19 protein-coding genes are annotated in these 22,367 nt (G+C 70.4%); 10 read left to right on the top strand and 9 right to left on the bottom strand.

Annotation, left to right across the window (positions count from 1 at the left end; genetic code table 11):
- Window positions 1–99: 99 nt before the first annotated feature.
- Window positions 100–600: a PH domain-containing protein gene (locus RB614_RS07095; RefSeq protein ID WP_308711557.1), complete on the top strand. Its 501-nt coding sequence runs from the start codon at window positions 100–102 to the stop codon at window positions 598–600.
- Window positions 597–1,931, top strand: coding sequence for a PH domain-containing protein (locus tag RB614_RS07090; RefSeq protein WP_308711556.1), 1,335 nt, complete (start codon window positions 597–599; stop codon window positions 1,929–1,931). Before RB614_RS07095 ends, RB614_RS07090 begins: the two co-directional genes overlap by 4 nt.
- Here RB614_RS07090 and RB614_RS07085 read toward each other — a convergent pair.
- Window positions 1,855–2,910 (bottom strand): phosphatase PAP2 family protein, encoded by a 1,056-nt coding sequence (locus RB614_RS07085; protein ID WP_308711555.1) that lies wholly within the window; start codon window positions 2,908–2,910, stop codon window positions 1,855–1,857. The genes RB614_RS07090 and RB614_RS07085 overlap by 77 nt on opposite strands.
- Before the next feature lie 276 nt (window positions 2,911–3,186).
- Here RB614_RS07085 and RB614_RS07080 point away from each other — a divergent pair, with 276 nt between their 5' ends.
- Entirely contained in the window at window positions 3,187–3,567 is a 381-nt protein-coding gene (locus RB614_RS07080; protein WP_308711644.1) for a thioesterase family protein, read from the top strand.
- A complete protein-coding gene (locus RB614_RS07075; protein ID WP_308711554.1) occupies window positions 3,557–4,390 on the top strand; it encodes an MBL fold metallo-hydrolase in 834 nt (277 codons plus the stop codon). The genes RB614_RS07080 and RB614_RS07075 overlap by 11 nt, the downstream gene beginning before the upstream one ends.
- 10 nt (window positions 4,391–4,400) lie before the next feature.
- Here the strand turns inward: RB614_RS07075 and RB614_RS07070 are convergent, their stop codons facing one another.
- On the bottom strand, window positions 4,401–4,775 hold the full coding sequence (locus RB614_RS07070; RefSeq protein ID WP_308711553.1) for a nuclear transport factor 2 family protein: 375 nt from the start codon (window positions 4,773–4,775) through the stop codon (window positions 4,401–4,403).
- Between the two features lie 86 nt (window positions 4,776–4,861).
- Between RB614_RS07070 and RB614_RS07065 the strand changes: the two genes are divergently transcribed.
- The 3 genes from RB614_RS07065 (at window position 4,862) to RB614_RS07055 (ending at window position 7,759) form a co-directional block, all read left to right on the top strand.
- Window positions 4,862–5,278: a DUF1801 domain-containing protein gene (locus RB614_RS07065; RefSeq protein WP_308711552.1), complete on the top strand. Its 417-nt coding sequence runs from the start codon at window positions 4,862–4,864 to the stop codon at window positions 5,276–5,278.
- A 421-nt stretch (window positions 5,279–5,699) separates the two neighbouring features.
- Window positions 5,700–6,812, top strand: coding sequence for a lytic polysaccharide monooxygenase (locus tag RB614_RS07060; RefSeq protein ID WP_487379823.1), 1,113 nt, complete (start codon window positions 5,700–5,702; stop codon window positions 6,810–6,812).
- A 140-nt stretch (window positions 6,813–6,952) separates the two neighbouring features.
- Window positions 6,953–7,759, top strand: a complete 807-nt coding sequence (locus RB614_RS07055; protein ID WP_308711550.1) for a DUF6879 family protein — start codon at window positions 6,953–6,955, stop codon at window positions 7,757–7,759.
- Here RB614_RS07055 and RB614_RS07050 read toward each other — a convergent pair.
- Window positions 7,730–8,743, bottom strand: a complete 1,014-nt coding sequence (locus RB614_RS07050) for an FAD-dependent oxidoreductase (protein WP_308711549.1) — start codon at window positions 8,741–8,743, stop codon at window positions 7,730–7,732. The two genes, RB614_RS07055 and RB614_RS07050, sit on opposite strands and share 30 nt — an antisense overlap.
- Window positions 8,744–8,779: 36 nt before the next feature.
- Between RB614_RS07050 and RB614_RS07045 the strand changes: the two genes are divergently transcribed.
- On the top strand, window positions 8,780–9,790 hold the full coding sequence (locus RB614_RS07045; RefSeq protein ID WP_308711548.1) for an SCO2521 family protein: 1,011 nt from the start codon (window positions 8,780–8,782) through the stop codon (window positions 9,788–9,790).
- On the top strand, window positions 9,787–10,797 hold the full coding sequence (locus tag RB614_RS07040; RefSeq protein WP_308711547.1) for a DUF6879 family protein: 1,011 nt from the start codon (window positions 9,787–9,789) through the stop codon (window positions 10,795–10,797). The genes RB614_RS07045 and RB614_RS07040 overlap by 4 nt, the downstream gene beginning before the upstream one ends.
- On the opposite strand, the gene RB614_RS07035 is transcribed toward RB614_RS07040, so the two are convergent.
- The 5 genes from RB614_RS07035 to asnB all read right to left on the bottom strand — a co-directional run bounded on the left by RB614_RS07035 (window position 10,790) and on the right by asnB (window position 17,404).
- Window positions 10,790–11,743 carry an SCO2522 family protein gene (locus RB614_RS07035; protein ID WP_308711546.1) on the bottom strand — a complete coding sequence of 318 codons (954 nt, stop codon included), beginning with the start codon at window positions 11,741–11,743 and terminating at the stop codon, window positions 10,790–10,792. The two genes, RB614_RS07040 and RB614_RS07035, sit on opposite strands and share 8 nt — an antisense overlap.
- Window positions 11,743–12,663, bottom strand: a complete 921-nt coding sequence (locus tag RB614_RS07030; protein ID WP_308711545.1) for an SCO2523 family variant P-loop protein — start codon at window positions 12,661–12,663, stop codon at window positions 11,743–11,745. Before RB614_RS07030 ends, RB614_RS07035 begins: the two co-directional genes overlap by 1 nt.
- On the bottom strand, window positions 12,664–14,517 hold the full coding sequence (locus RB614_RS07025) for an SCO2524 family protein (RefSeq protein ID WP_308711544.1): 1,854 nt from the start codon (window positions 14,515–14,517) through the stop codon (window positions 12,664–12,666). It abuts the gene before it with no gap.
- A 30-nt stretch (window positions 14,518–14,547) separates the two neighbouring features.
- Window positions 14,548–15,354 carry an SCO2525 family SAM-dependent methyltransferase gene (locus tag RB614_RS07020; RefSeq protein WP_308711543.1) on the bottom strand — a complete coding sequence of 269 codons (807 nt, stop codon included), beginning with the start codon at window positions 15,352–15,354 and terminating at the stop codon, window positions 14,548–14,550.
- Window positions 15,355–15,475: 121 nt separating this feature from the next.
- Window positions 15,476–17,404 carry an asparagine synthase (glutamine-hydrolyzing) gene (gene asnB / locus RB614_RS07015; protein WP_308711542.1) on the bottom strand — a complete coding sequence of 643 codons (1,929 nt, stop codon included), beginning with the start codon at window positions 17,402–17,404 and terminating at the stop codon, window positions 15,476–15,478.
- Window positions 17,405–17,468: 64 nt separating this feature from the next.
- On the opposite strand from asnB, the gene RB614_RS07010 reads away from it, so the two are divergent.
- Entirely contained in the window at window positions 17,469–18,917 is a 1,449-nt protein-coding gene (locus tag RB614_RS07010; protein ID WP_308711541.1) for an aminopeptidase P family protein, read from the top strand.
- Between the two features lie 60 nt (window positions 18,918–18,977).
- Here RB614_RS07010 and pulA read toward each other — a convergent pair whose 3' ends face one another.
- Window positions 18,978–22,319, bottom strand: coding sequence for a pullulanase-type alpha-1,6-glucosidase (gene pulA, locus RB614_RS07005; RefSeq protein ID WP_308711540.1), 3,342 nt, complete (start codon window positions 22,317–22,319; stop codon window positions 18,978–18,980).
- Window positions 22,320–22,367 lie beyond the last annotated feature (48 nt).

Below are 22,367 nucleotides of genomic sequence, written 5' to 3'. Positions count from 1 at the left end.
GCGCAAGGTGTGGCTCGCCTGTGAGGCCCACCGCGAGCACCTGAGCGACTTCCTCTCCGCGCGTGGGTTTCTGCGCGAGATTGACCGTAGCCTGGAAGCGTGAGCTCCCCCACCAGCGCCCTCGAGCCGTGGCCGGAGACGGTCGACTGGCGCCCGGTCTCGCGCGACCTGATCTGGGTCGAGACGATCAGCTTCGGATCGTTCATGATCTTCGTTTTCGCTGGCCTCGGCATCGCCTGGGCCCTCAGCGGCCACTGGCTTCTCGGCCTGGCCCTGGCGCTGGTGGCGGCCCTGGCCGGCTGGCGGGTCATCGTGATCTTCCGGGCGGTCCGCGCCTGGGGGTACGCGGAGCGCGACAACGACCTGCTCGTGCGGCACGGGCTGCTGGTGCGCCGGCTGTCGATCGTCCCGTACGCACGGATGCAGTTCGTCGACGTCACGGCCGGGCCGCTGGAGCGGGCGTTCGGGCTGGCCACGGTCCAGCTGCACACCGCCGCGGCGGCCTCCGACGCGAAGATCCCCGGACTGCCGCCGGACGAGGCCTCGCGCCTGCGTGACCGCCTGACCGCGCTCGGCGAGGACCGCGCGGAGGGGCTGTGACCACCTCCCTCGCCACCGGGCCGAGACGGCGGCTGCACCCCCTCACACCGCTGCTCAAGGGCGCCCGCGCGCTCGTGGTGATCATCGCGGCGCTCTCCTGGCAGACGCTCGGGCGGGTCGGGCTGGGCTGGTTCGCCGCCATGGTGGTCGCCGCGCTGATCGGCCAGGTGATCCTCTCGGTGATCAGCTGGTACGTCACCGGCTACCAGGTGGTCGGGCGTGAGCTGCGGATACACGAGGGGCTGGTGTTTCGCCGCACGCGCGCGATCCCGCTGGAGCGGCTGCAGTCCGTCGAGGTCGTACGCCCCCTGCTGGCCCAGCTCACCGGCCTGGCCGAGCTGCGGCTGGAGGTGGTCGGCGGGGGCAAGACGGAGGCGCCGCTCGCGTTCCTGACCGTCGACGAGGCCCGTGCGCTGCGCGAGCGGCTGCTGGTGCTGGCCGGCAAGGCGGGCGCGGCCGTACCGGCCCAGGCGGCGGCCGAGGGCGAGGCGGTCGCACCGGTCGCGCACCCGGAGCGGCCGATCCACGCGGTCGCCAACCGTGACCTGCTGATCAGCCAGCTGCTCACCCCGCAGACGCTGTTCCTGCCGTTCGGCGTGGCGTTCGTGGCGGTGCAGTTCGCGGCCGAGGCGACCTGGTCGTTCATCGGCATCGCGAGCACGCTGACCGCGATGGCCGGCGTGCTGCTCCAGCCGGTCCGCCGGATCCTCGCCGACTGGAACTTCCGGCTGGCCAGCCAGGAGGGCTCGCTGCGGCTGCGCGGCGGCCTGCTGGAGACGCGGAGCCAGACCGTGCCGCTCGACCGGTTGCAGGCGGTCGGCGCGACCTGGCCGCTGCTGTGGCGGCGCCGGCGGTGGCTGCGGCTGCGCCCGCACGTGGCCGGTATCGCCGCGCCGAGCTCGGGCGACGACTCCGGCGGCGGGCGCCTGCTGCCGGTCGGCGACCCGGAGACCGCGCGGCTCGTGCTCGCCGAGGCGCTGCCGGGCGTGGCGCTGGACACGATCCCGTTCACCCCGCCGTCGCGGCGCGCCCGCTGGCTGCACCCGCTCTCCTGGCGGATACTCGGCGCCGCCCTGACCGACCAGGTGGTCGCGCACCGGGAGGGGCTGCTGACCCGGCAGGTGCTGGTCGTGCCGTATGCGCGGATCCAGAGCGTGCGGGTGGTCCGCGGGCCGCTGCAGCGCCGCCTGGGCCTGGCCACCGTGTACGCGGACACGGCCGGCGGGCCGAGCGCCGCGGCCCGCGACCGCGACGTCAGTGAGGCCTGGGAGCTTGCCGCGACGCTGGCGGAGCGTTCCCGGGCGGCTCGCTCGGTGCCGGCGCCGCACTGACCGCGAGCTGGGCGACGACCGCCGGCGCCGCGCTGGCCGCGCGCCGCCGCGCCCACCACCTCTCCCCCAGGCCGACGGCCAGGAACGTCAGCCCCACGTACGCCCAGCCGACCAGGACGTCGATCACGTAGTGCTCACCGGAGTACACGAGGGTGAAGGTCATCGCGAGCGGGTAGGCGAGCAGGAGCGGCCACCAGCGCCGGCGTACCGAGCTGAGGAAGAAGGCCACCACGAAGAGCGCGAACGCGGTGTGCAGCGACGGCATCGCGGCCACCGGGTTGGCGGCGACCTGGCCGACGTTGAGCATGTTGCCGGCACCGTGCATGCCGATCGCCTTCCACCCCCGGGTGGAGATGCGGGCGACCTCCTCGATCAGCCCGTAGCGGGCGGCCCACCACGGCGGCGCGGCCGGGTAGAGGAAGTACGTGACGAGCCCGGCCAGGGACAGGAACACCCAGCGCCGCATGAACGCCGCCCAGCGCGGCCGGGAGATCAGCCACAGCACCACGGCCACGGTGAGCGCGACGACGAAGTGGGAGAAGTACACCCAGCTGACCAGCACGTCGTACCAGTGCACCCGGTCCGGGTCGTACAGGTGCTGCTGGAGCCACACCGTGGGCACCTCGCCGCCGGTCGCCCACCCGAACATCCAGCGGTCGGCCGCGACCAGCTCCAGCACGTGCGGGGTGGCGTCGTTGTCGGCGAAGCCGCGGGACAGGTTGTATCCGACGAGCAGCAGCACGACCGGCAGCCAGTCGCGGGCGAAGCCCAGGTGGGAGCGCCACGGCCGCTCGATGCGCCAGGCGATGGTGGCGGTCCAGAGCCAGCCGAACGCATACAGCGGGTCGGTGGGCAGGCCGATGAGGAACCAGCCGGCCACGAAGAGCAGGGCCCACACGCCCATCGCGATCATCTGGCGCCGCCGGTCGCGCACGGGAGGCGGGGAGTCGGCGGGCGCGGGAGAGATCGTCACGGCCATCGGGTCCAGGTTAACCATGGGGGTACGCCGGATGGCCGCTGGGCGCGTCCGGTACGCCGATCCGTGGCCCGCACAGATACATGACGCTCACAGATACGTGGTCTGTCCGGTTCGGGAGCGCCTACGCTATGCGGCATGGAGCAGCAGCAGCCGGACCCCGCGGCTGGCGACCGCCGCCCCGAGGAGCGAAGCGACGAGGAAGGCACGAGCCGGCACCGGGGTCCCAGCGGGAGCGAAGCGAGCGCAGACCAGCTCAGCCCCGCGTTCGCGCCGGGGTTGACCGCCCGGGTGGAGCTGACCGTCACGGACTCCGACACCGCGCAGGCGCTGGGCTCGGGTGACGTGCCCGTGCTCGGCACGCCGCGGGTCCTCGCGCTCGCCGAGGCGGCCACCGTGGTGGCGACGGCGCAGCGGATGCCGGCCGGCATGACCACGGTCGGCACCCGGGTCGAGCTGGACCACAAGGCTCCCACCCCGGTCGGCCGCACCGTCGTGGCGCAGGCCCAGCTGGCCAAGGTCGACGGCCGCCGCCTGCTCTTCGAGGTGGCGGTGACCGACGGCGAGGCGACCGTCGCCGAGGGGCGGATCGAGCGGGTGCTGGTCGACCGCCACAAGTTCGTCGGGCGCGCCTTCGGCGAGGCCGAGAGTGCCGGCTGAGTTCGCCGAGGTCGGCGACGACGTCTTCGTGCTCCGCTACCCGGTGCTCGACGTCAACGCCACCCTCGTGCTGGGCGACGGCGTGGCGCTGCTGGTCGACACGCTCGCCACGCCGGCGCAGGCCGCCGAGCTGGCCGCCGCCGCCCGCCGGGTGACCCGCGCGCCGTGGGTACTGGTCAACACCCACCACCACTTCGACCACAGCTTCGGCAACGCCGCGCTGGCCGGCGACCCGCCGTGCGACATCTGGGCGCACGAGGAGACGGTGTCGCTGCTGCGCGCCCGGCCCGAGGCGGTGCGGCGCGAGGCGTACGAGGAGGCGCTGCGGCTCGCCCCCGACCTGGCCGGCGAGCTGGCCGAGGCGCCCATCCTCGCGCCCAACCGGGCGGTGCACCAGGAGTCCACCGTGGACCTCGGCGGCCGCCCGGTCGTGCTCCGCTACCTGGGGCGCGGCCACACCGCCGGCGACCTGGTGGTGCACGTGCCCGACGCCGACGTGGTCGTGGCCGGCGACCTGGTCGAGGAGGGCGCGCCACCCTCGTTCGGCGACGCGTACCCCCTGGAGTGGCCGGAGGCGGTGGCCGAGCTGCTGCGGCTCACGACGCCGACGACGGTGGTCGTGCCCGGGCACGGCGCCCCGGTCGGCCCCAACTTCGTGAAGGGCCAGCACGAGGAGCTGGCGGCGCTCGACTGGCTGATCCGCGACGGCCACCTCGACGGCGCCTCGGTGGCCACGGTCGCCGCCAAGGCCCCCTTTGGCCTGGACGCCGCCCGGGTGGCGGTCCGCCGCGGCTACGCCGAGCTGTCCGGCCGCACCCAGTAACGCCGCTCGCTCAGTAGCGCTCGACCAGGTGCTCGCGGCCGGCCGGCGGGTCGTAGGGCTCGGGCCAGAAGTCGGTGACCTTGGCGATCAGGCCGGCGTCGTCGAACTCGAAGAACGTGAGCGCCTGCTCCTCCACCCCGTCGGTGACGAAGTGCGCCCAGGTCGCCGCGTGCCGCTCCTCGCCGACCGCCATCCGCACGGTGAGGTGCCAATCCCCCGGGTACTCCACATTGAACCGCAGGTAGCGCACCTTGCCACGGATCCGCTCGCGCGACTGCGGCAGCTCGTAGACCACGTCGTCGGCGAGCAGCGCGGCGAAGCCCGGCCAGTCGCGTGCCTCGGCGGCCGCCCAGTATGCCAGCACCGCGTCGCGTGACCTCGTCATGGCACCCCCTCCTGGTTGGCTCCGGGCGGTCGCGTGGCGCGCCGTCCCGAAAGCTGGAACACAGACTGGCATCCCGGTCTGACAGAATGGGCGCGAGTGCCATGGACGCCGAGGTCAAGACACCCGAGGAGTACATCGCCGCGCTGCCGGAGCCGCGCCGGGGCGAGGTGCGGGTGCTGCACGACCTGATCCGCCGCGAGGCGCCCCAGCTCGAGCCGCACATGGAGTCGTCCGGCCTGGTCGGCTACGGCACCTACCACTACCGGTACGACAGCGGCCGCGAGGGCGACTGGTTCGTGGTCGGGCTGGCCGGCCGGCGGGCACACATCTCGCTCTACGTCAGCGCCTCCGACGGCGACCGGTACCTGGCCGAGACCTACCGTGACCGCCTGCCGAAGGCGGACATCGGGCGCAGTTGCGTGCGCATCAAGCGGCTGGCCGACGTCGACCTGGCGACGGTGGCCGAGCTGGTCCGCGCCGCCGCGGCGGCCCATCCAGGCTGAGCGCGCGGGGTCGTGAAACCGCGGAGGGTGAGGCCGCGGGAATGCACCCCAAGAAAACGCTCCGCTGCGCTCCACGTTTCCCCGGGGGCCCCGCGCGACGGTCCGGACCACGGCGGACGTCGCGGTAGCTCAAGATTTCGGGCTTGTGCGACCGAGCTCTCCGCCGCCGCGGGCGCCGGCCCGCCCAGTGAGCGACATAGACGAGCTGCTATTGCCCTGGATATCGATTCATGGTGCAATGTCGATTGCCGGACGGCGCAGGGCTGACACGCGCCGAGCCGGCTGCCGGGCTATGGGCCATGTGAGAGGCGCGCGTGCGTCCGAGATCGGACGGGTGCGTCGAGCCGACCTTTGCCGCGCCATCCTGTCCGCATCTCCCCCGATTCCGGTGCGCGCCACCACGCGTCACCGGGGCCTCGTACTGAAAGGGAGACCAAAGGTGAAACTTCTACGCAGGGCAGCGGCTGCCGCCGCCGTCGCTGTGGTGGCCGCCGGCATCATCACGGTGATCACGCCCGGCGCGGCCCAGGCGCACGGCGCCGCGATGGTGCCCGGCAGCCGCACCTTCCTGTGCTGGAAAGACGGCCTCTCGTCCACCGGCCAGATCATCCCCAACAACCCGGCCTGCCAGGCCGCGGTCGCCCAGGGTGGCGCCAACCCGCTGTACAACTGGTTCAGCGTGCTGCGCTCCGACGCGGCCGGCCGCACGACCGGCTTCGTGCCGGACGGGCAGCTCTGCAGCGGCGGCAACTCCACCTTCTCGGCGTACAACCTGGCCCGCAACGACTGGCCGCTCACCCACCTGACGGCGGGCGCCAACATCGAGTTCCGGTACAGCAACTGGGCACACCACCCGGGCACGTTCTACTTCTACGTGACCAACAACAGCTGGAGCCCGACCCGGCCGCTGGCCTGGAGCGATCTGGAATCCACCCCGTTCCTGACGGTCACCAACCCGCCCCAGCGCGGCGCGGTGGGCACGAACGACGGCCACTACTACTTCTCCGGCAACCTGCCGTCGGGTAAGAGCGGCCGCCACATCATCTACTCGCGTTGGGTCCGCTCGGACAGCGCCGAGAACTTCTTCGGCTGCTCCGACGTCACCTTCGACGGCGGCAACGGCCAGGTCACCGGCATCGGCCCCGGCCAGGGCACCCAGTCGCCCAACCCGAACCCGACCACCAGCAACCCGGGCCCCGGCCCGACCACGTCGAACCCCGGCCCCGGCCCGGGCACCGGCGCCTGCACGGCGACCTACAGCTCGGTCGGCTCGTGGAACGGCGGCTTCCAGGGTGAGGTCACCGTCCGCAACAGCGGCACGGCCAACATCGCCGGCTGGTCCGTCGGCCTGACACTCGCGTCCGGCCAGACCGTCAACAGCCTCTGGAACGGTACGCAGTCGGGTACCGCACCCAACCTGACGGTACGGAACGCCGGTCACAACGGCGCGCTGAACGCGGGCACGTCGACGACGTTCGGCTACGTCGGCAGCGGCCCCTCCACAGCACCGACACTCAGCTGCTCGGTCGCATAGCAGTCGCACCACCCTCCGGGCCCGGCGCCATCTTCAGCGCCGGGCCCGCCTTCTCGTGACCACTACGGTTCGCCACCATCCCCGATACGGACGGTTGCCACCCTCTCGTCCATGCTGTGCAATCGATGAGCATGAGCCAAGTGCAGGACAAGAGCGACTGGCGCGTGACCCGCAAGATCCTCATCACGACGACTACCGGCGCGGTCGCCTACCTGCTGACGAACCTCACCACGCAACCGAGGATCTGGGGCATCACCATGTCGGTCTTCGTCGCCGGCGCGATCCTGGTCGTCCAGTTCCTGATCGACTTCGCCCGATGGAACATCGCGCAGACCGCCGACCTGATCCGGGACCTCAACGACGGCTTGGCCACCTATGCCGGTGAGGACTGGACCTGGCTCTTCGGCCTGACCGAGACCGCGCAGCGAACGATCGACGCCACCAGCCTGGTCTCCCGCATCGGCACCGGCCGCGGCGTCGACGAAGGCGTCTGGACATCCGACCAGGGCCGGCGCTACCTGCAGATGCAACGCAGGGCGATCGATCGTGGCGTACGTATCCGCCGGATCTTCATCCTCGATCCACCCGCCGACGTCACGGACGAGGTGGTCGCGTCGTGCGAGCAGCATCGGCAGAGCGGGGTCGACGTGCGACTCCTCGATCCTTCGAACCTCGACTGGCCGGACCGCAGCGCCCACTCGGACTTCGTCCTCTTCGACGGCGTAATGAGCTATGAGATCTTCTCGTCGGTCAGCTTCGAGGAAATGACCAAGCCACTGATCTTCGCGACCCACCTCGAACGCCGCCCCAACCGCGTCGACGGTCGCAAGCAATGGTTCGAAGCACTCTGGTCCCGTGCAGTCGAATTCGAACAGCATGAGTCCGGGCCCCGGGTCCTGGAGGCGGTCGCGGATCCGTCACCTACCGACGCCGAGGGAGCCGCGTGACGGCGCCGCGGGCTGTCCACTGTCGACATCCTGGACGAGTCGCAGCACCTCTGCCGCGCATCCCCAGGACAGCGTCACTCCTGAGCCGCCGTGCCCGTAGTTGTGGATCACGTGTCCGCCGTTGAGCTCCACGCGCTCCACCCGTACGCTCCGGCGACTCGGGCGGACGCCGACCCGGTGCTCCCGCACGGTCGCCTTCGCGAGAAGCGGATTGACCGCGACGCACCGCTCCAGGATGCGCCGCGCCTCGCTCCGGTCGAGTCGCAGGCTGCGCCGCCCGGGCTGCGCGGTGCCGCCGAGGACGACGCGGTCTCCTTGCGGGAGTATGTAGGTCAGCTCGCTCGGGTCTTCACCGTCGACCTCCGCGTCGGCGAAGAACTCGTCGATGCCGGGATTGTCGACCACGAGAAGCTGTCCCCGGATCGGCCGGAGCATCGGGTCTGGCACGAGCCGGCGCGCGCCGTAGCCGGTGCAGTTGACCACGATGGGCGCCTCGGCGACGGCGTCGGCGAGGGAGGCGACCGTGCCGGCCTCGATCTGTCCACGCTGGACGAAGCGCTCGCACAGATACGCCAGGTACACCGGCATGTCCACGACCGGCGCCGTGTAGGCCCATCCGGTCACGAAACCTGCCGGCAGGTCGTCCGGGCCGCGCAGCGTGTAGCCTTCGATCTCCGTCGCCCATCGCGGTGGCGGCACTCTTCGTGTGGCCGCTTCCACTCCCGCGACGATGCGGATGCCGGCCCGCTCCCCGGCGAGCGACCGCAGCACCCGCCTCGTCTCGTGGCACCAGTCGATCAGGCGGGGATCCTCCAGCAGGAACGGTCCCCACAGCGCACCCGCTGAGCACGACGTCGTCTGAAGCGGTGGTCGCGCGGTGCGGATCCGCACCGGGTAGCCTGCCTCGGCGAGACAGACCGCAGTCGTCAGGCCGGACACGCCGGCGCCGATGACAAGGATGGGCGGCGGCAGTTTGGGGGGCACCATTTGACATTAGCTGCGATCGTTCCATCGAGGAATATGAAGACTCTGACACATGGTTGCGAAACCAGCGAACCGTGCTGTCCAATCGATGACATCGACCTTGCCGCCGGAGGTGCGATGCTGACCTTGGGAGAGGTTCACACCGGATTCCTGCGAAACTCCACCTCAGTGTCCGGGGATCGCATGTCCCGGGTCCTGGCCCTCGCACAAGGCGAACGTGTTCGCCGCTCGGAAAGACCCATGCCCTATGCGATCTCGCCGGAGAGGTTAAGGGGCATAGACTGCGTGCTCGTCGCCGCCTCAGGCGCTCGGCACCGGACGATCGGCACAGTGGCGACCCACGCCGCGATCACCGGTGGACATGTGCTCCAGGGCTCCGCCTTCACGCGGATTGTCGGCAGCGAAAGCAAACGCCGCCTTCCCTGGCCCCACTATTTGAGCCGTCCGGGAGTCGTCGAGATCGTCGGTAAGATCGATTGGGCCGATCTTGTCGCCGGTTTCCTCTCCGAGTCCCACTCGCGGGACGCAATGGACTTGGGCGCGATCTGCGCGGAGGTCATGCATCTCGTGCAGACTTCGTCCGATCTGGACCAGATCACGCCAATGCGCACGGCACGGGCCCGCCTTCGTTGGGCCGCGCTCGACCAGGACGGAGATCGTCGCGTCCATTTCGCGATCGAGCAGGGTGGCCTGCGCACCCTCCGCATCCCCGGGGACCACGGCGATCCCGGCGCCCTCGCCGAGATCTGCGCGGATCTGGCTATGCACGACTGGTTGCTGACCTCGCTCGAATCGTTGATCGAGCGCAGCGACATCGGTGCGGTCAGCAGGACACAGATCGTTCGGCGGTTCAGGCCGGCCATCGACTACCTACTCCACCTATGGATGCCAGCCGCCCGGGTCGACCAATCGGTATGGGACGCGCTGGAGAGAAACCCCGGATTCACCCGGCATTGGGAGGCGTTGGTCAACCGCATCCGCGATCAATTGGCGGCGGCCACGGTGGCGCTACTGGGCGAGTCGTTGACCGAAATGAGCGACAGATGACGACCATGGATGTCCGCGGGCGGATCGTCCGCAAGGTAGTACTGACGCTCTTCACGAGCTTGATCGCGTACTCCGTCACCAACCTCACCGCGCAGCCGGACATCTACGCGGTGATGCTCGGCGCCTTCGTCGGCGGGGTAACGCTCGTTGTCGACTTTCTCGTCGAGTTCGACAACCGGCTCAAGGCCGTCGAAAAGGGTCAGATGGAGGTCGAGGACGGGCTGACCCATCACGGCGACAGCACCAACGCGCTCGTACGCGATCGCTTCAACGCGGTCGAGCGGATGGTCGAGGAGAAGTTCTCGAAGATCAACGAGGCGACCGCGCTCTTCGGGCTCGTCGAGGCCTCCGCCGTCCGCACCGATCTCGTCACGCAACTCGTGCGGCACTCCACTCAAATCGACTCGTCCTTTCCGCCGATCGTCTACGAATTCGCCCAATCCGAGATCGAGCGGATGACCGCGTTTCTCAAGGAACTTGGCGCCGGCGCCGATGTGACGTACGACGGCGAGGACCGGGACTGGCTACTGGGACTGGCCCGCACGGCGCGGATCTCCATCGACGCCACGAGCTTGACCACAGTGGACGCCGGCGGTGCCCGGTACACGGACGGCGGACTCTGGTGGAGTGACCTCGGCCAGCGTTACCTGGAGGCGCAGCGGGACGCGATCCGGCGCAACGTCGCGGTCCGGCGGGTGTTCATCGTCGACCAGCCGCACCTGGCCTCCGACTCCAGCCTGCGGCAGGTCTGCGCGCGGCAGGAGGAGATCGGCATACAGGTACGCATCCTCGATCCCTCCACCAACCCCCGGCTCCGCAAGAGCTCCCTATTCGACTTCGTCCTGTTCGACAAGGAGATCAGCTACGAGACGACGCCCGCGTCGCGCATCGAGGGCGACTCGCGGCCGACGATCGTCAACACCCGGCTCGTCCGCCGGCCGGGCCGGGTGAGCGACCTGATCAGGCAGTTCGAGGAGTTGTGGGCGGCCGCCGACGAGGTCATATGAGGGCGTAGCGGAGGCGGTCCACCAACTGCCTCGGCAGATCCACGCTCTCCTGCTCGGCGGCGCTGGCGAGCTGGTTCATCGCGTCCGAGTCCGGCCAGAACTGGCTGATGATCGTCCGTACCGCACCCTCGACGGGCAGGAACGAGACGGGCAGGACGGAATACGTGCGGTACGCACTGAACGGGGCGGCCGACGGGTTGAGCCGGACGATCGCCGGCAGCTGGTCCCAATCCTCCGGCCATTCGCCGTCCCAGGTCCGCGGCACCATCACCGGCTCACCTTCGTTGCGCAGGAGCCCGAGTCGCACCAGCTGCCAGACGGCGGCGAGAAAGGCGCACGACCAGACGCGCCCCTGCCGCGACTCGTCCCAGATCTCCACGTCCATGAAGATCGAGTGGCGGTTGGCCGCGTTCTGCACGGGCGGACGCCACTTCTTGATCCCCGCCATCGCCTCGCTCGAGCCCCCGACCGGCGAGCGCAAACCGTTGGAAAGCCAGCCGGTCTCCGTCACCGGTGGCCGCGACCCGTTCGTGCCTGGCGGCGGGTCCGGGACCAGCCGACCCTCCACCAGGCGGGCGAGCGGGATGCCGTCCGCCACCGCACAACCCGACTCGCGAGCCACGTAGTCGATCTCCAGATCGGACTCCCGCGCCGCGTCGAGCACGGTCGGGATCACCTCAGCCGGCGATTTGAACCGCGTGAAGTAGTCGTCGACCAGGAAGCATGTGCTGATCCGGGGCTTCTTGCCGGCTGCCTCCACCTTGGCCTGGCGGCGGGCGGCCTCAGCCCAGGGCGCCACCCGTTCGAAAAGCGCACGCAGCCGCGCCGGCCCCTCGACGAAGTCCTCCATGTACAGGTGACCCAGCTCGATCGAGAGGTGCGACAGCGGCAGCCGCTTGGTCCGCCGCTCCGCCCCCGCCTCCCGGAAGGTCGCGTCCGCGGCCATCAGAGGCTCACCCAGACCGCGTCCTCCGTCAAACGCTTGGCCAGCAGCTCGAACGCGTCGACGGTCTCGCGGTTGGCGATCTGGCGCGCGTACACGTCGTTGTCGGAGATGAGCTGCTCCCGCCACTGGAGCACCGGGTCCAGCGGGATCGCCCCGAGCATCGTCGTCCGGCCGACCTTGCGCGCGCTGGCCAGCTCCTGAAGGTCGCGGTTGCAGTCGCGCAGCCAAGCGATCTGGGACGAGCGCAGGCCCGCGAGCTCGTCGGAGTTGGGGTCGACCACGGCCGTGCGGACGAAGCGGATCGAGTCGGCAAGCTCCCGTGGATCGTGCCCGCGGTCCTGGCCCACCTCGATGATCCCGCGGCGGCCGTGGACGAGCCCGTTCGCCGCGATGATGTGCTGGCGGGTCCAGCGGTGGAAGACCAGCCAGCGAGCGGTCACCGAACGCATCTCGGGCGCGGCCGTGGCCGCCAGCACCATATCGGTCGCGTACGAGCGGCCGGCGCTCAGGTCGAGCAGGCAGAGCTCGAACTCCTCGTCAACGCGGCGCAACAGCCTGACACACCGCTGTACGGCTTCGTCGTCGATGGAGAACTCACTCCCGCCGGCGTCGCCTGGAAAGAGCACGAGCCGCCCCGCGCCGGGCGGCCGATGGCGCAAGCTCGGCCGGTCGGACTCGGTCCAGATGTCGATGGCCACGGGCTCGGAGACGCGCCCCTGCATGTACGAGTGGAGCCCGAGACCCGACGTCACGCCGCGGGCGGCATTGTCCACATTGAAGATCGTGCCAGCCGTGGGCGAGCCGAAGTCGAAGTCGAGGTAGCACACGTCGCTGCCCTGCAGTGCGCGCCGGTAGGCCACGTTGCTGCTGGTGACCGACCGCCCGGTGCCACCCTTGTCGGAGGTCGCGAAAACAAGCACTCAATCCGCCTCGAAGACACTTTGCCGCGCCGCGGCCAGACGATCGAGCTCCCGCAACACGTCACTGGCGAGCACGTACGCCGTCCCGGGGCGTTCGTCCAGGAGCTGGCGCGCCCGGCGCAGGGCGGCTCGGGCGTTCTGCAGCGCGTGGCGGAGCGCGGGTCCGCTCTCCCCGCCGCCGCTGAGCAGCTCGCGGTCGAAGAGGTGGTCGGCCTCGTTGAGCAGCTCGCTGGCCAGCCCGGCGAGCGAGCCACTGCGCAGCGGGGAGGTGTCGAGCAGATTGGCGGCCGCGACCAGGCACTCCACGACGCGTTCGGTGTAGTACCAGGACGGGCTGTCGTCGGATGGATCGATCTCGCTGAACGCACCCGAGGGCTGGTCCCACAGGTCGCGGCCCGCGCCCTCGACGAGACGCCGCTTGACCAGGTGATCCCAGACCAGGTCGGCCTGGGCCAGCAGCCGGCCCCGCAGATCGGTGTCGCGGACCAGCCGGGCGACCTGGAGCATGCGCTTCAACAGCAGGGGTGAGAAGTCCGAAGCGACCCAGGTCAGCCGTGGCCCACCCAGGCCGCCGCTCCCCACCAGCTCGAACGAGACACCGGGGGAATGGAGCGTCACGGCCGGGTCCCGGGCCACCGGGCGCCGGGTCACCCGTCCCCGCGCGGCCAGCTCTTCCAGCACCTGGCCCACCCGGTCGAGGGCGGCGTCCGACCCGCGCCGGCTCTCCAGATCCTGCACGGTTACGGCGCTGACCAGCAGGCTGAGGTGGTCGTTTTCGACCTCGTCGGTGGTGCGCCAGGGAAGGTCCTCCAGCGGCCACCTCCCCGGACCGAACGACGCGATCGTCGCCCAGTACTGCTGGGTGAGGTCCCAGCGGAGCTGCAGCGCGCGGGCGAGGCGCTGCTGCTCCTCGGTGAGCAGCCCGAGGATGCGGGTGCGCTCTGAGAACAGCGCCGCGATGCCGTCCAACGCCACCATGGTGAAGTACAGGTATGGCGCGGCTTCGGCCACGCCGTCCGGCTGCGGCCGAGCATCCTCGGCGGGATCGTCCAGGTCGATCCGCGGGGCGTCCTTGACGATCCCCCAGGACCAGCCGCACTCGAAGAGGCGATGGGGATTTTCCAGATCGAGCACCTGCGCGGCACCGGATCCGATGGTGACCTCCCGCAGCGCGGCGGCAACCTGGCGTAGCGCGCGGCGCAAGTCGTCGATCACGTGCCGCGCCGGCAGGCCGCTCTGGTTGGTGGTGCGCACCAGCGCCCGGCCCAAGGGCGAGTCCGCGTCGAACACGCTGACCGTGAAGCTGCGCAGCAGGCCCACCATCGCGGCGGTGAGCCGCGTGCTCGCCAGCTTTTCGAGCGTGTCGACCTCGACCCGGATGTCTTCCCGGCGCAGCTGCGCCCGGAACACCCGCACGAAACCGATCGTGGCCAAGGCGAGCGTCACCGAGACGGCGAAGGAGTCGACGACATCGAGCTTCGTCTGCGCGTGCGTCGGCTCCCTGTCCCGCTCGGAACTGCGGAAGTAGCTGTCGCCGGAGAAGACGGGTGTGCCGTTGTCGTCCGTGTATCGCCGCATGTACTCCGTCAGGACCCGAACCAGGCGCTGCGGGATCTCCACCGGATCGCCCAAGCCGCGCAGCGCCCGAGCAACCTCGTCGTCCGTGGCATCCGGCTCATCGAGACCGAACGACTCGACCGTGGTGGCCGGCAACATCAGGCAGAGCAGTTGCTCGGCATCGCTGATCGAATTGGCCCGTCCCCGCCCTCCCCACGACCATTTCCCGTCCTGGACCGATGAACGAACCGTCGCACGCCACACCTCGAGAAGCTGCTGTCGCGGCTGCAGCCTCATCTCACGTGTCCATCTGCGGAGGCGTCACCTCTATTTGCCCGCCCTCCCAAGGGCCAGAATCATCCCACCGCTGTAGCCCTCGCGCAGGGGCTTCTGGCTGGCTACCGGCTGAACCTGTGGCTTGTCGACAATGTCTTGCAGGCATTTCTCGACGTCTTCGATGGTAATGGGAACGGCGGGAAAGCGATAGCCACCAACATCGTACCCACCGGACTGCTCCATGAAGGCCGCGGCGAACGGAGCACCCGGCTTCAAGGAGGCCACAAACCGCTTGGTGGCCAGTTCGAACTCCTTGGGATCCTCGGTCAGCGACTCGGCCACGAAGAACATCGTGCCCACGTCGAACGCGGCCTCCGGAAGATCGAACACGCTTCCCTGCCGCACCTCCGCGACGCGGGCAAGCATGCTGCGCGGATCGATGGCACCCTCCGGCACCTCCTCGCCGAACCAACTCCGGCGAGCCCGGGTAACGAGCCGCCAGAACGGATCCCAGGTGGACCGGAACGACCTCAGCTCGCCGCGGAGCCACCGCACGTTCGCCGCGGAGTGCTCCCAGAGAACGATCTCTTCACAGAACGGCAGCATGGCCAACGCGGGGTAGAGGTTGGCACCCGGGCCGACGTCGACGCCCTTTGCCCGGGACTCCGGCGGAAGCTGCGTGAAGAAGTCCTCCATGATGCTGAGAATCTGCTGGTCATCATCCCGAAGGGACTTGTAGTTGGCCTCCCAGTAGGCCGAGGAGTCGAAGAGATCCCAATTGACGTCCTGGTTTCGGACCGCTTCAGAGATCTTGGGCGCCGCGCGGCGCTGGGTGAACTGCGGCGCCTCTGTGGCCATGAGCCGACTCCTCGTCTTGTTCAAACTTCGACCGTACAACGGATGTAAAACCTACCGCTAAACGAACCAGCGGGATATCCGGAAACTCTCCGAGTCGCCGCGTGATTGTCGGCGTTCGGACTCAGGCCACGGGAGAGCTGAGGGGTGGCTTGGTGAGCAGGGCGGACTGGTTGCGTTCGATGCCCGGGTCGATCGTGCCGTCCACGAAGACGCCGTACCAGACACAGAAAACCAGCACCGTCCAGACCTTGCGGGAGTGGTCGGCCTCGCCGCGGCGGTGGTCCTCCAACAGGTCCTCGGCGTACCCGAGGTCCAGCAGCTCGCCCGCCCCGGAGGTGGCCAGGATGTGCCGGGCCCACTCGTACATCTCGCCGCGCAGCCACACCCGCGTCGGTGTGGGGAAGCCGAGCTTGCGCCGGTTGACGATGGGCGGCGGGACCACGCCGTCCAGCGCTCGGCGCAGCGCGTACTTGGTGGCGTTGGAGCGTGGCGGCAGCTTGAGCCCGACCGGCAGCGTGGACGCGACCTCGAAGACGTCCTTGTCCAGGAACGGCACGCGCACTTCCAGCGAATGCGCCATCGAGATCCGGTCGGCCTTGACCAGGATGTCGCCGCGCAGCCAGGTGTGCAGGTCGACGTACTGCATCTTGGTCACGTCGTCCAGGTCGGTGCACTCGGCGTAGATCGGGGCCGTGACGTCCGTGTACCGCACCGAGCCGTCGTTGCGGCGCATCAGCACGCGCTTCTCCACCTCGGCGAACATGCGGGCGTTGCCGTAGTACCGGTCCTCGATCCGGGTCGTGCCGCGTTCCAGGAAGCTCTTGCCCTTGACCCCGCGCGGGATCACCCGGGACATCGCCCGCAGGCCGCGCTGCAGCGGGTGGGGCAGGCGCTGGATCGAGTTGAGCGACAGCGGCTCGCGGTAGATCGTGTACCCGCCGAAGAACTCGTCCGAGCCTTCTCCCGACAGCACCACCGTGACGTGCTCGGCCGCCTTCTTCGCCACGAAGTAGAGCGGTACCAGCGACGGGTCGGCGACCGGGTCGTCCAGGTGCCAGACGATCTTGGGGAGGGCGTCCATCATGTCCTGCGGGCCGATCACCGTCGGGATCGTGGTGACGCCGAGGTGCCGGGCCGAGTCCTGGGCCACCCCGATCTCCGAGTACCCGTCCACGTCGAAGCCGACCGTGAAGGTCAGGATGTTCGGGTTGAACTCGCGCGCCAACGCCACGATCGCGGTCGAGTCGATGCCGCTGGACAGGAACGCCCCCACTGGCACGTCGGCCCGCATGTGCACCCGCACGCTGTCGCGCAGCGTGTCCCGGATCCGGTCGAAGACCTTCTGCTCGTCGTCGACCGGCGCGGGCTGGAAGACCGGCCGGAACCAGCGCTCCACCTCGACGCCGTCCAGCGGCGTCCAGCGCAGCAGCTCGCCGGAGCCGATGCGCTGGATCCCCTCGTGCAGGGTGCGCGGCTCGGGCACGTACTGCAGCGTGAGGTAGTGCGAGAGGCTGGCCCCGTCGACCGGGAGCGGGCCGGCCAGCTCCAGCAGTGCCTTCTTCTCCGAGGCCAGGAAGAGGCCGTCGGTGGTGTCCATGTAGTACATGGGCTTGATGCCGAAGTAGTCGCGGGCGCCGAAGGCCCGCCGGGCCAGCCGGTCCCAGATCACGAAGGCGAACATGCCGCGCAGCCGGGTCAGCACCTGCTCACCCCAGTGGTGGTAGCCGGCCACGACCACCTCGGCGTCGCCCTGGGTCGCGAAGATCGCGCCGCACTCGCGGATCAGCTCCTCGCGCAGCTCCAGGTAGTTGTAGATCTCGCCGTTGAAGGTCAGCAGGTAGCGGTCGTTGGCGTACGAGAGCGGCTCGTGGCTCGACTCGACGTCGATGATCGACAACCGCTTGTGCGCAAAGACCACGTCGCCGTCGACGACATCGATGCCCGTCTCGTCTGGGCCACGATGGTGTAGGCACTCCAGGGCGCCCGCCACGGCGTCCCGGTGGGCGCCCGCATCACCCCGACTAGAGAAGAAAGCCAGAATCCCGCACATATGCGCCATTCTGGCAGCGGGTAACGTCTGACGCTGGAAATCCGGGATTACGGGAGAGCCAGACATGAACATCGACGAGAAGCCGAAGACCGAGTCACACGACCCCGAGTACCCGGAGAAGCTCCTGGAGTTCATGCGCACCGGCTGGCGGGACGACCCCGTGCCGGTGCCCGAGCGGCCGCAGGCGGGCCACCACGCCCGGCGCCGAGCCGCCCTCTCCGCAGCCTTCCCCGGCGAGATCATCGTCGTCCCGACCGGCCACGAGCGGGTACGGGCGAACGACAGCAACTACCTCTTCCGGCCGGGCAGCGACTTCGCCTGGCTGACCGGCGACTACGACCCCGGCAGCGTGCTGGTGCTGCACCCGGGCGGCGACGCCATCCTGTACACCCGGACCCGCTCGTCCCGGGAGCACGACGAGTTCTTCCGCAGCCGCGACGGCGAGCTGTGGCTCGGGCGCCGCCAGACCCTCGGTGAGAAGGCCACCGAGCTGGGCATCCAGACCGCTCCGCTGGCCGACCTCCCGGCCGCGCTGGCCGACCTGCCGCCCGGGCGTACCCGGGTGCTGCGCGGCTTCGACCGCCTGGTCGACGCGGCCGTCCTGCCGTACGACGCCGAGGCGGCCGGCACCCGCGACGCCGAACTGGCCCGGGTGATCGCCGAGCTCAAGCTGGTCAAGGACGAGTGGGAGATCGCCCAGCTGCGCGGCGCGATCGACGTGACCGTGCGCGGCTTCGAAGACGTCGCCCGCATCCTCCCCGCCGACCGGGGCGTCTCCGAGCGGCTGATCGAGGGCGTCTTCAACCTGCGCGCCCGGCACGACGGCAACGGCGTCGGCTACAGCTCGATCGTCGGCGCCGGGGCGCACAGCACGATCCTGCACTGGGTCCGCAACCACGGCACCACGGTCCCGGGCGAGCTGCTGCTGATGGACATGGGCGCGGAGGGGCCGCACCTGTACACCGCGGACGTGACCCGCACCGTCCCGGTCTCCGGCACGTTCACGCCGTTGCAGCGGCAGGTCTACGACATCGTGTACGAGTCGCAGCAGGCCGGCATCGACTCGATCAAGCCGGGCGTCGGCTTCAAGGGCGTGCACCAGGCCTGCATGCGGGTGCTCGCCGAGGGGCTGCACGCGCTGGGCGTACTGCCGGTGAGCGTGGACGAGGCGATGGACAAGGAGTCGACCCTGTACCGCCGCTGGTCGCTGCACGGCTTCGGGCACATGCTCGGCACCGACGTGCACGACTGCGCCAAGGCCCGCAAGGAGAAGTACCGCGAGGGCGAGCTCGGTGAGGGCTACGTGCTGACCGTCGAGCCCGGCCTCTACTTCCAGCCCGAAGACGACCTGGTCCCGGCCGAGCTGCGCGGCATCGGCATCCGGATCGAGGACGACGTGCTGGTCACCGCCGAGGGTGCCGTGGTCCTCTCGGCCGGCCTCCCGAGGCGCGCGGCCGACGTCGAGTCCTGGCTCGCCGCCCAGCGCGAGGCCGGCCCCCGCCTCCCCGCCTGACCCCCGGGTGATCGAAGCTCCCCCCAGGTCGCTAGAACGACTTGGGGGGAGCTTCGATCACTACGAGCGGACGAATACGGCGACCGAGCGGGGCGGAACGGTGAAGGTGCCGGTTGTCGGGTCGAAGGTCGCCGTCCGCAGCACGGGGTCGGCGGAGTGCTTCAGCACCGGGTGGAGGGTCGCGTCGGTGCCGCGCATCGACGGTACGGGCTGGGTGACCGTCTGCTTCGTGGCGTTGAAGACCACCGTGACCGCGCCGCCGCCGAGCTGCATCGTGATCACGCCGGGCACCTCCAGCGGGCCGGAGAGCGGAAACGACAGCTTCCGCTGCACCTCGGCGGCGCTGCCCAGCGCGAACAGCGGCGACGAGGCGCGGATCCGGAGCAGCTCGGCGTACCGGGCCTCGGCCAGCCCGATCGCCGCGCAGTCCGGCACCAGCGCCGGGTCGGCGAGCAGCGGGCGGGCGTACTGCCACTTGTCCTGGTTGTCCGCGGCCGGCGGGAGCCCGGCGCCGAAGCCGTTGCCGTCCGCGCAGTCCCACCGGATCTGGTTGAACCAGTCCCCCGAGTTGTACGAGTTGCGGTCCAGCGACTTGGAGCGCAGCCGCTCGGAGCCGGCGGTGACGAAGCCGATGCCCTGCCCGAGCACGACCGTGGCGAGCGCGAGCACCTGCATGCGGGCCCGGTCCAGCGGGGCGGTCGCCTGCGGCAGCTTGTACGCCAGCGCGTCGTACAGGATCTCGTTGTCGTGCGCGTCGACGTACGTGACCGCCTCGCCCGGCGCCGCCGTGTAGCCGGCCGGTGAGCCGTTGTAGTCGACCTGCGCACCGGTGACGCTCTTGCCGAGCGTGTCGGTGAAGCGGTAGCCGGCCAGGTTTCCGGTCAGCCCGACCTTGATCTGGTCGTGCTGGTGCAGCAGCCGGCGGCGCTGCTCGGCGTCCGAGCCGTTGACCGGGTCGCCGTTCGGGTCGGTGTAGAGCCCGGAGGCGAAGCCCTGCTGCCGCGGGTTGGCGTCGAACGGGCCACCGCCGCGCACCGCGTCCCGCAGCCGGTCGTTGAACGTGGCGATGCCGGTGCCGGCCATGTTCGCCTGGGTCGCCTGGACGAACCGGGCCCCGCCGGCCACCTCGCCGAAGTCCCAGCCCTCGCCGTACAGCAGGATCGCCTTGCCGTCCACACCGTCCTTGCGCACCGTGAGCTGGTCGAGCGCCTTGCGCACCGCGAGGATGTTGTCGCGCGGGTGGTGGCCCATCAGGTCGAAGCGGAAACCGTCCACCTTGTACTGCCGGGCCCAGGTGACCACCGAGTCCACCACCAGCTTGCCCATCATCGCGTGCTCGGGGGCGGTGTTGGCGCAGCAGGTGGAGTTGGCGACCGTGCCGTCCGGCAGCAGCCGGTGGTAGTACCCGGGCACGATCTGGTCGAGCACCGAGCGATCGTCCACACCGGACGCCGACGTGTGGTTGTAGACCACGTCCATCACCACGCGCAGCCCGCCGCGGTTGAGCGCGGCGACCATCTCCCGGAACTCGCGGGTGCGGGCCGCTCCGCCGGGCTCGACCGCGTACCCGCCCTCGGGCACGGTGTAGTGCAGCGGGTCGTAGCCCCAGTTGTAGCCGTCCCGGTCGGCGACCTCGGCGACGCAGGCCTGCTGCTTGTCCGAGTCCGGCGGCAGCGCGGCCAGGTCGCACGGGGGCACCGCCTGGTCGGCACGGCGCTCCGGGATCGTGGCGAAGTCGAACGCGGGCAGCAGGTGCACGTGTGTGACCCCGGCCTCCGCGAGCTTTCTCAGGTGGGTCGCGCCGGCGCCACCGCCGAACGCCGCGTACGTGCCGCGCCGCGCGGCCGGCACGGTGGTGTCGGCGATGGAGAAGTCGCGGACCGAGAGCTCGGTGATCTGGGTACGGGTGGCCGGCACCGCCGCCGGCTTGCGCAGCCGGTCCCAGCCGGCCGGGCTGAGTGCCGGGTCAGTCAGGTCGGCCACGAGGCTGTGCGTCGAGTCAGCGGCGAGCGCGACGGAGTACGGGTCGGTGACCGAGGCGGTGACCACCCGCTGGACGGCCGGCTGCCAGGCCTCGACCCGGAACTTGTAGAACCTCCCCCGCCACGGGCCGGTCGCCGACCAGACCCCGGACTTGTCGTCGCGGCGCATCGGCGTGACGCCCGGGCTGCCCGATGGCGTGTCGTAGAGCTCCAGTGCCACCGAGCGGGCGGTCGGCGCCCACACGGCGAGCGTGGCCCGGTCTCCCTTGACGGTCGGGCCGAGCGCCGCCCCGGACGCCCTGCCGGCGTAGACGTCATCGAGCACGCCGGGGATCTGCACGCCGGTCGCGGCGAGCAGCTTGCCCTCGCGGTCCCGCTCGGTGACGACGACCTGCCCGCGCAGGAGCTCCTTGACCTTCGCCTGATCGCGGCGGGCGACTTCGAGCACCGTGTACTGCCACAGGTGCGGGAACCTGCCGCGCTGCTTCTCGGTGAGGCCGTTGCGCCGCGCGGCGAGCGGGATCCTGGTGTGGGCCCCGGCCAGCTCGCCGTCCACGATGGAGAGCCCGCCGGCCGGGGCGACCGCCAGCTCGTACCGCTTGCCGCCGGTGGACGGGATCTGCCAGGCGACGCTCCCCTTGTCGATCCAGTGCGCCCGCGCCTTGGACAGGTCCTTGTCCTTTGTGTCTCCCTTGTGGAGGATCGCCGCCCCTTCCTCCACCGGCGGTCCCTCTCGGCCGGTCTGCACCGCCGGGTCGCCCTGCCGCACCCACACCTCGCCGTGCTCGGTCACGTCGACGAAGCGGTCCGCCTCGACGTCCTTCACACCGTCCGCGCTGACCACCAGGAAGCCGACGCTCTTCGCGCCCGACTTGAGCTTGACCCAGGCGAACCGCCCGTACGCGTCCTCGCCGGCGAACGGCTGCCCGGCCGGCCACTGGGTCTGCCAGGCGGGGTCGATGTCGCCCCAGGCGTAGAGGCCCCAGCCGTCGTAGCCGCCGGAGGGGCGGTCGTAGTGCACGACCAGCCAGTCCCGGCTGCCGCCTGGCGGGGGTGTGGCCACGCTCGCCCGGGACCGCACCGACGCCGTCCTCCCCTCGCTGTCACGGACCGCCGCCCGGTACTCCAGCTCGGCACCGGCGGGCAGGCCAGCCAGGTCGTGGTGGACCCGGTACGGCGCGCGCCGGGCCGTGCCGAGCTCTTTCCACTCACCATCGTCCACCCCCGCCGCGAACGTGACCGTCGCCAGCGGGTCACCGTTGGCGAAGCGGTCCGGCAGCAGGAAGGAGAACTGTTCGGCTTTCGCGGTGATCTCGTGCTTGGCTGGTGGCGGTACGTTCTCCGCTCCGGCGCTCGCCGGGGCGGAGCTGACGAGGAGTGCGGACGCGGCGACGAGGGACAGCAGGAGCGGGCGTTTCATCGACGACCTTCCTGGTTCGTGGGGTGCCCGCACGCTAGCTCTTGCAGA

This window comes from Phytohabitans maris (genome assembly GCF_031085175.1).
GTDB classification, from domain to species: domain Bacteria; phylum Actinomycetota; class Actinomycetes; order Mycobacteriales; family Micromonosporaceae; genus Phytohabitans; species Phytohabitans maris.
The sequence above is the reverse complement of the archived record's forward strand: the minus strand, read 5'-3'. Positions and strand labels throughout refer to the sequence as shown.

Coding starts and splice junctions, on each gene's coding strand:
- asnB (WP_308711542.1), bottom strand. CDS start 17,404: ATGTGCGGGATTCTGGCTTTCTTCTCTAGTCGGGGTGATGCGGGCGCC.
- RB614_RS07010 (WP_308711541.1), top strand. CDS start 17,469: ATGAACATCGACGAGAAGCCGAAGACCGAGTCACACGACCCCGAGTAC.
- RB614_RS07065 (WP_308711552.1), top strand. CDS start 4,862: ATGGGCGCGAGTGCCATGGACGCCGAGGTCAAGACACCCGAGGAGTAC.
- RB614_RS07040 (WP_308711547.1), top strand. CDS start 9,787: ATGACGACCATGGATGTCCGCGGGCGGATCGTCCGCAAGGTAGTACTG.
- RB614_RS07045 (WP_308711548.1), top strand. CDS start 8,780: ATGAAGACTCTGACACATGGTTGCGAAACCAGCGAACCGTGCTGTCCA.
- RB614_RS07025 (WP_308711544.1), bottom strand. CDS start 14,517: ATGAGGCTGCAGCCGCGACAGCAGCTTCTCGAGGTGTGGCGTGCGACG.
- RB614_RS07020 (WP_308711543.1), bottom strand. CDS start 15,354: ATGGCCACAGAGGCGCCGCAGTTCACCCAGCGCCGCGCGGCGCCCAAG.
- RB614_RS07070 (WP_308711553.1), bottom strand. CDS start 4,775: ATGACGAGGTCACGCGACGCGGTGCTGGCATACTGGGCGGCCGCCGAG.
- RB614_RS07085 (WP_308711555.1), bottom strand. CDS start 2,910: ATGGCCGTGACGATCTCTCCCGCGCCCGCCGACTCCCCGCCTCCCGTG.
- pulA (WP_308711540.1), bottom strand. CDS start 22,319: ATGAAACGCCCGCTCCTGCTGTCCCTCGTCGCCGCGTCCGCACTCCTC.
- RB614_RS07035 (WP_308711546.1), bottom strand. CDS start 11,743: ATGGCCGCGGACGCGACCTTCCGGGAGGCGGGGGCGGAGCGGCGGACC.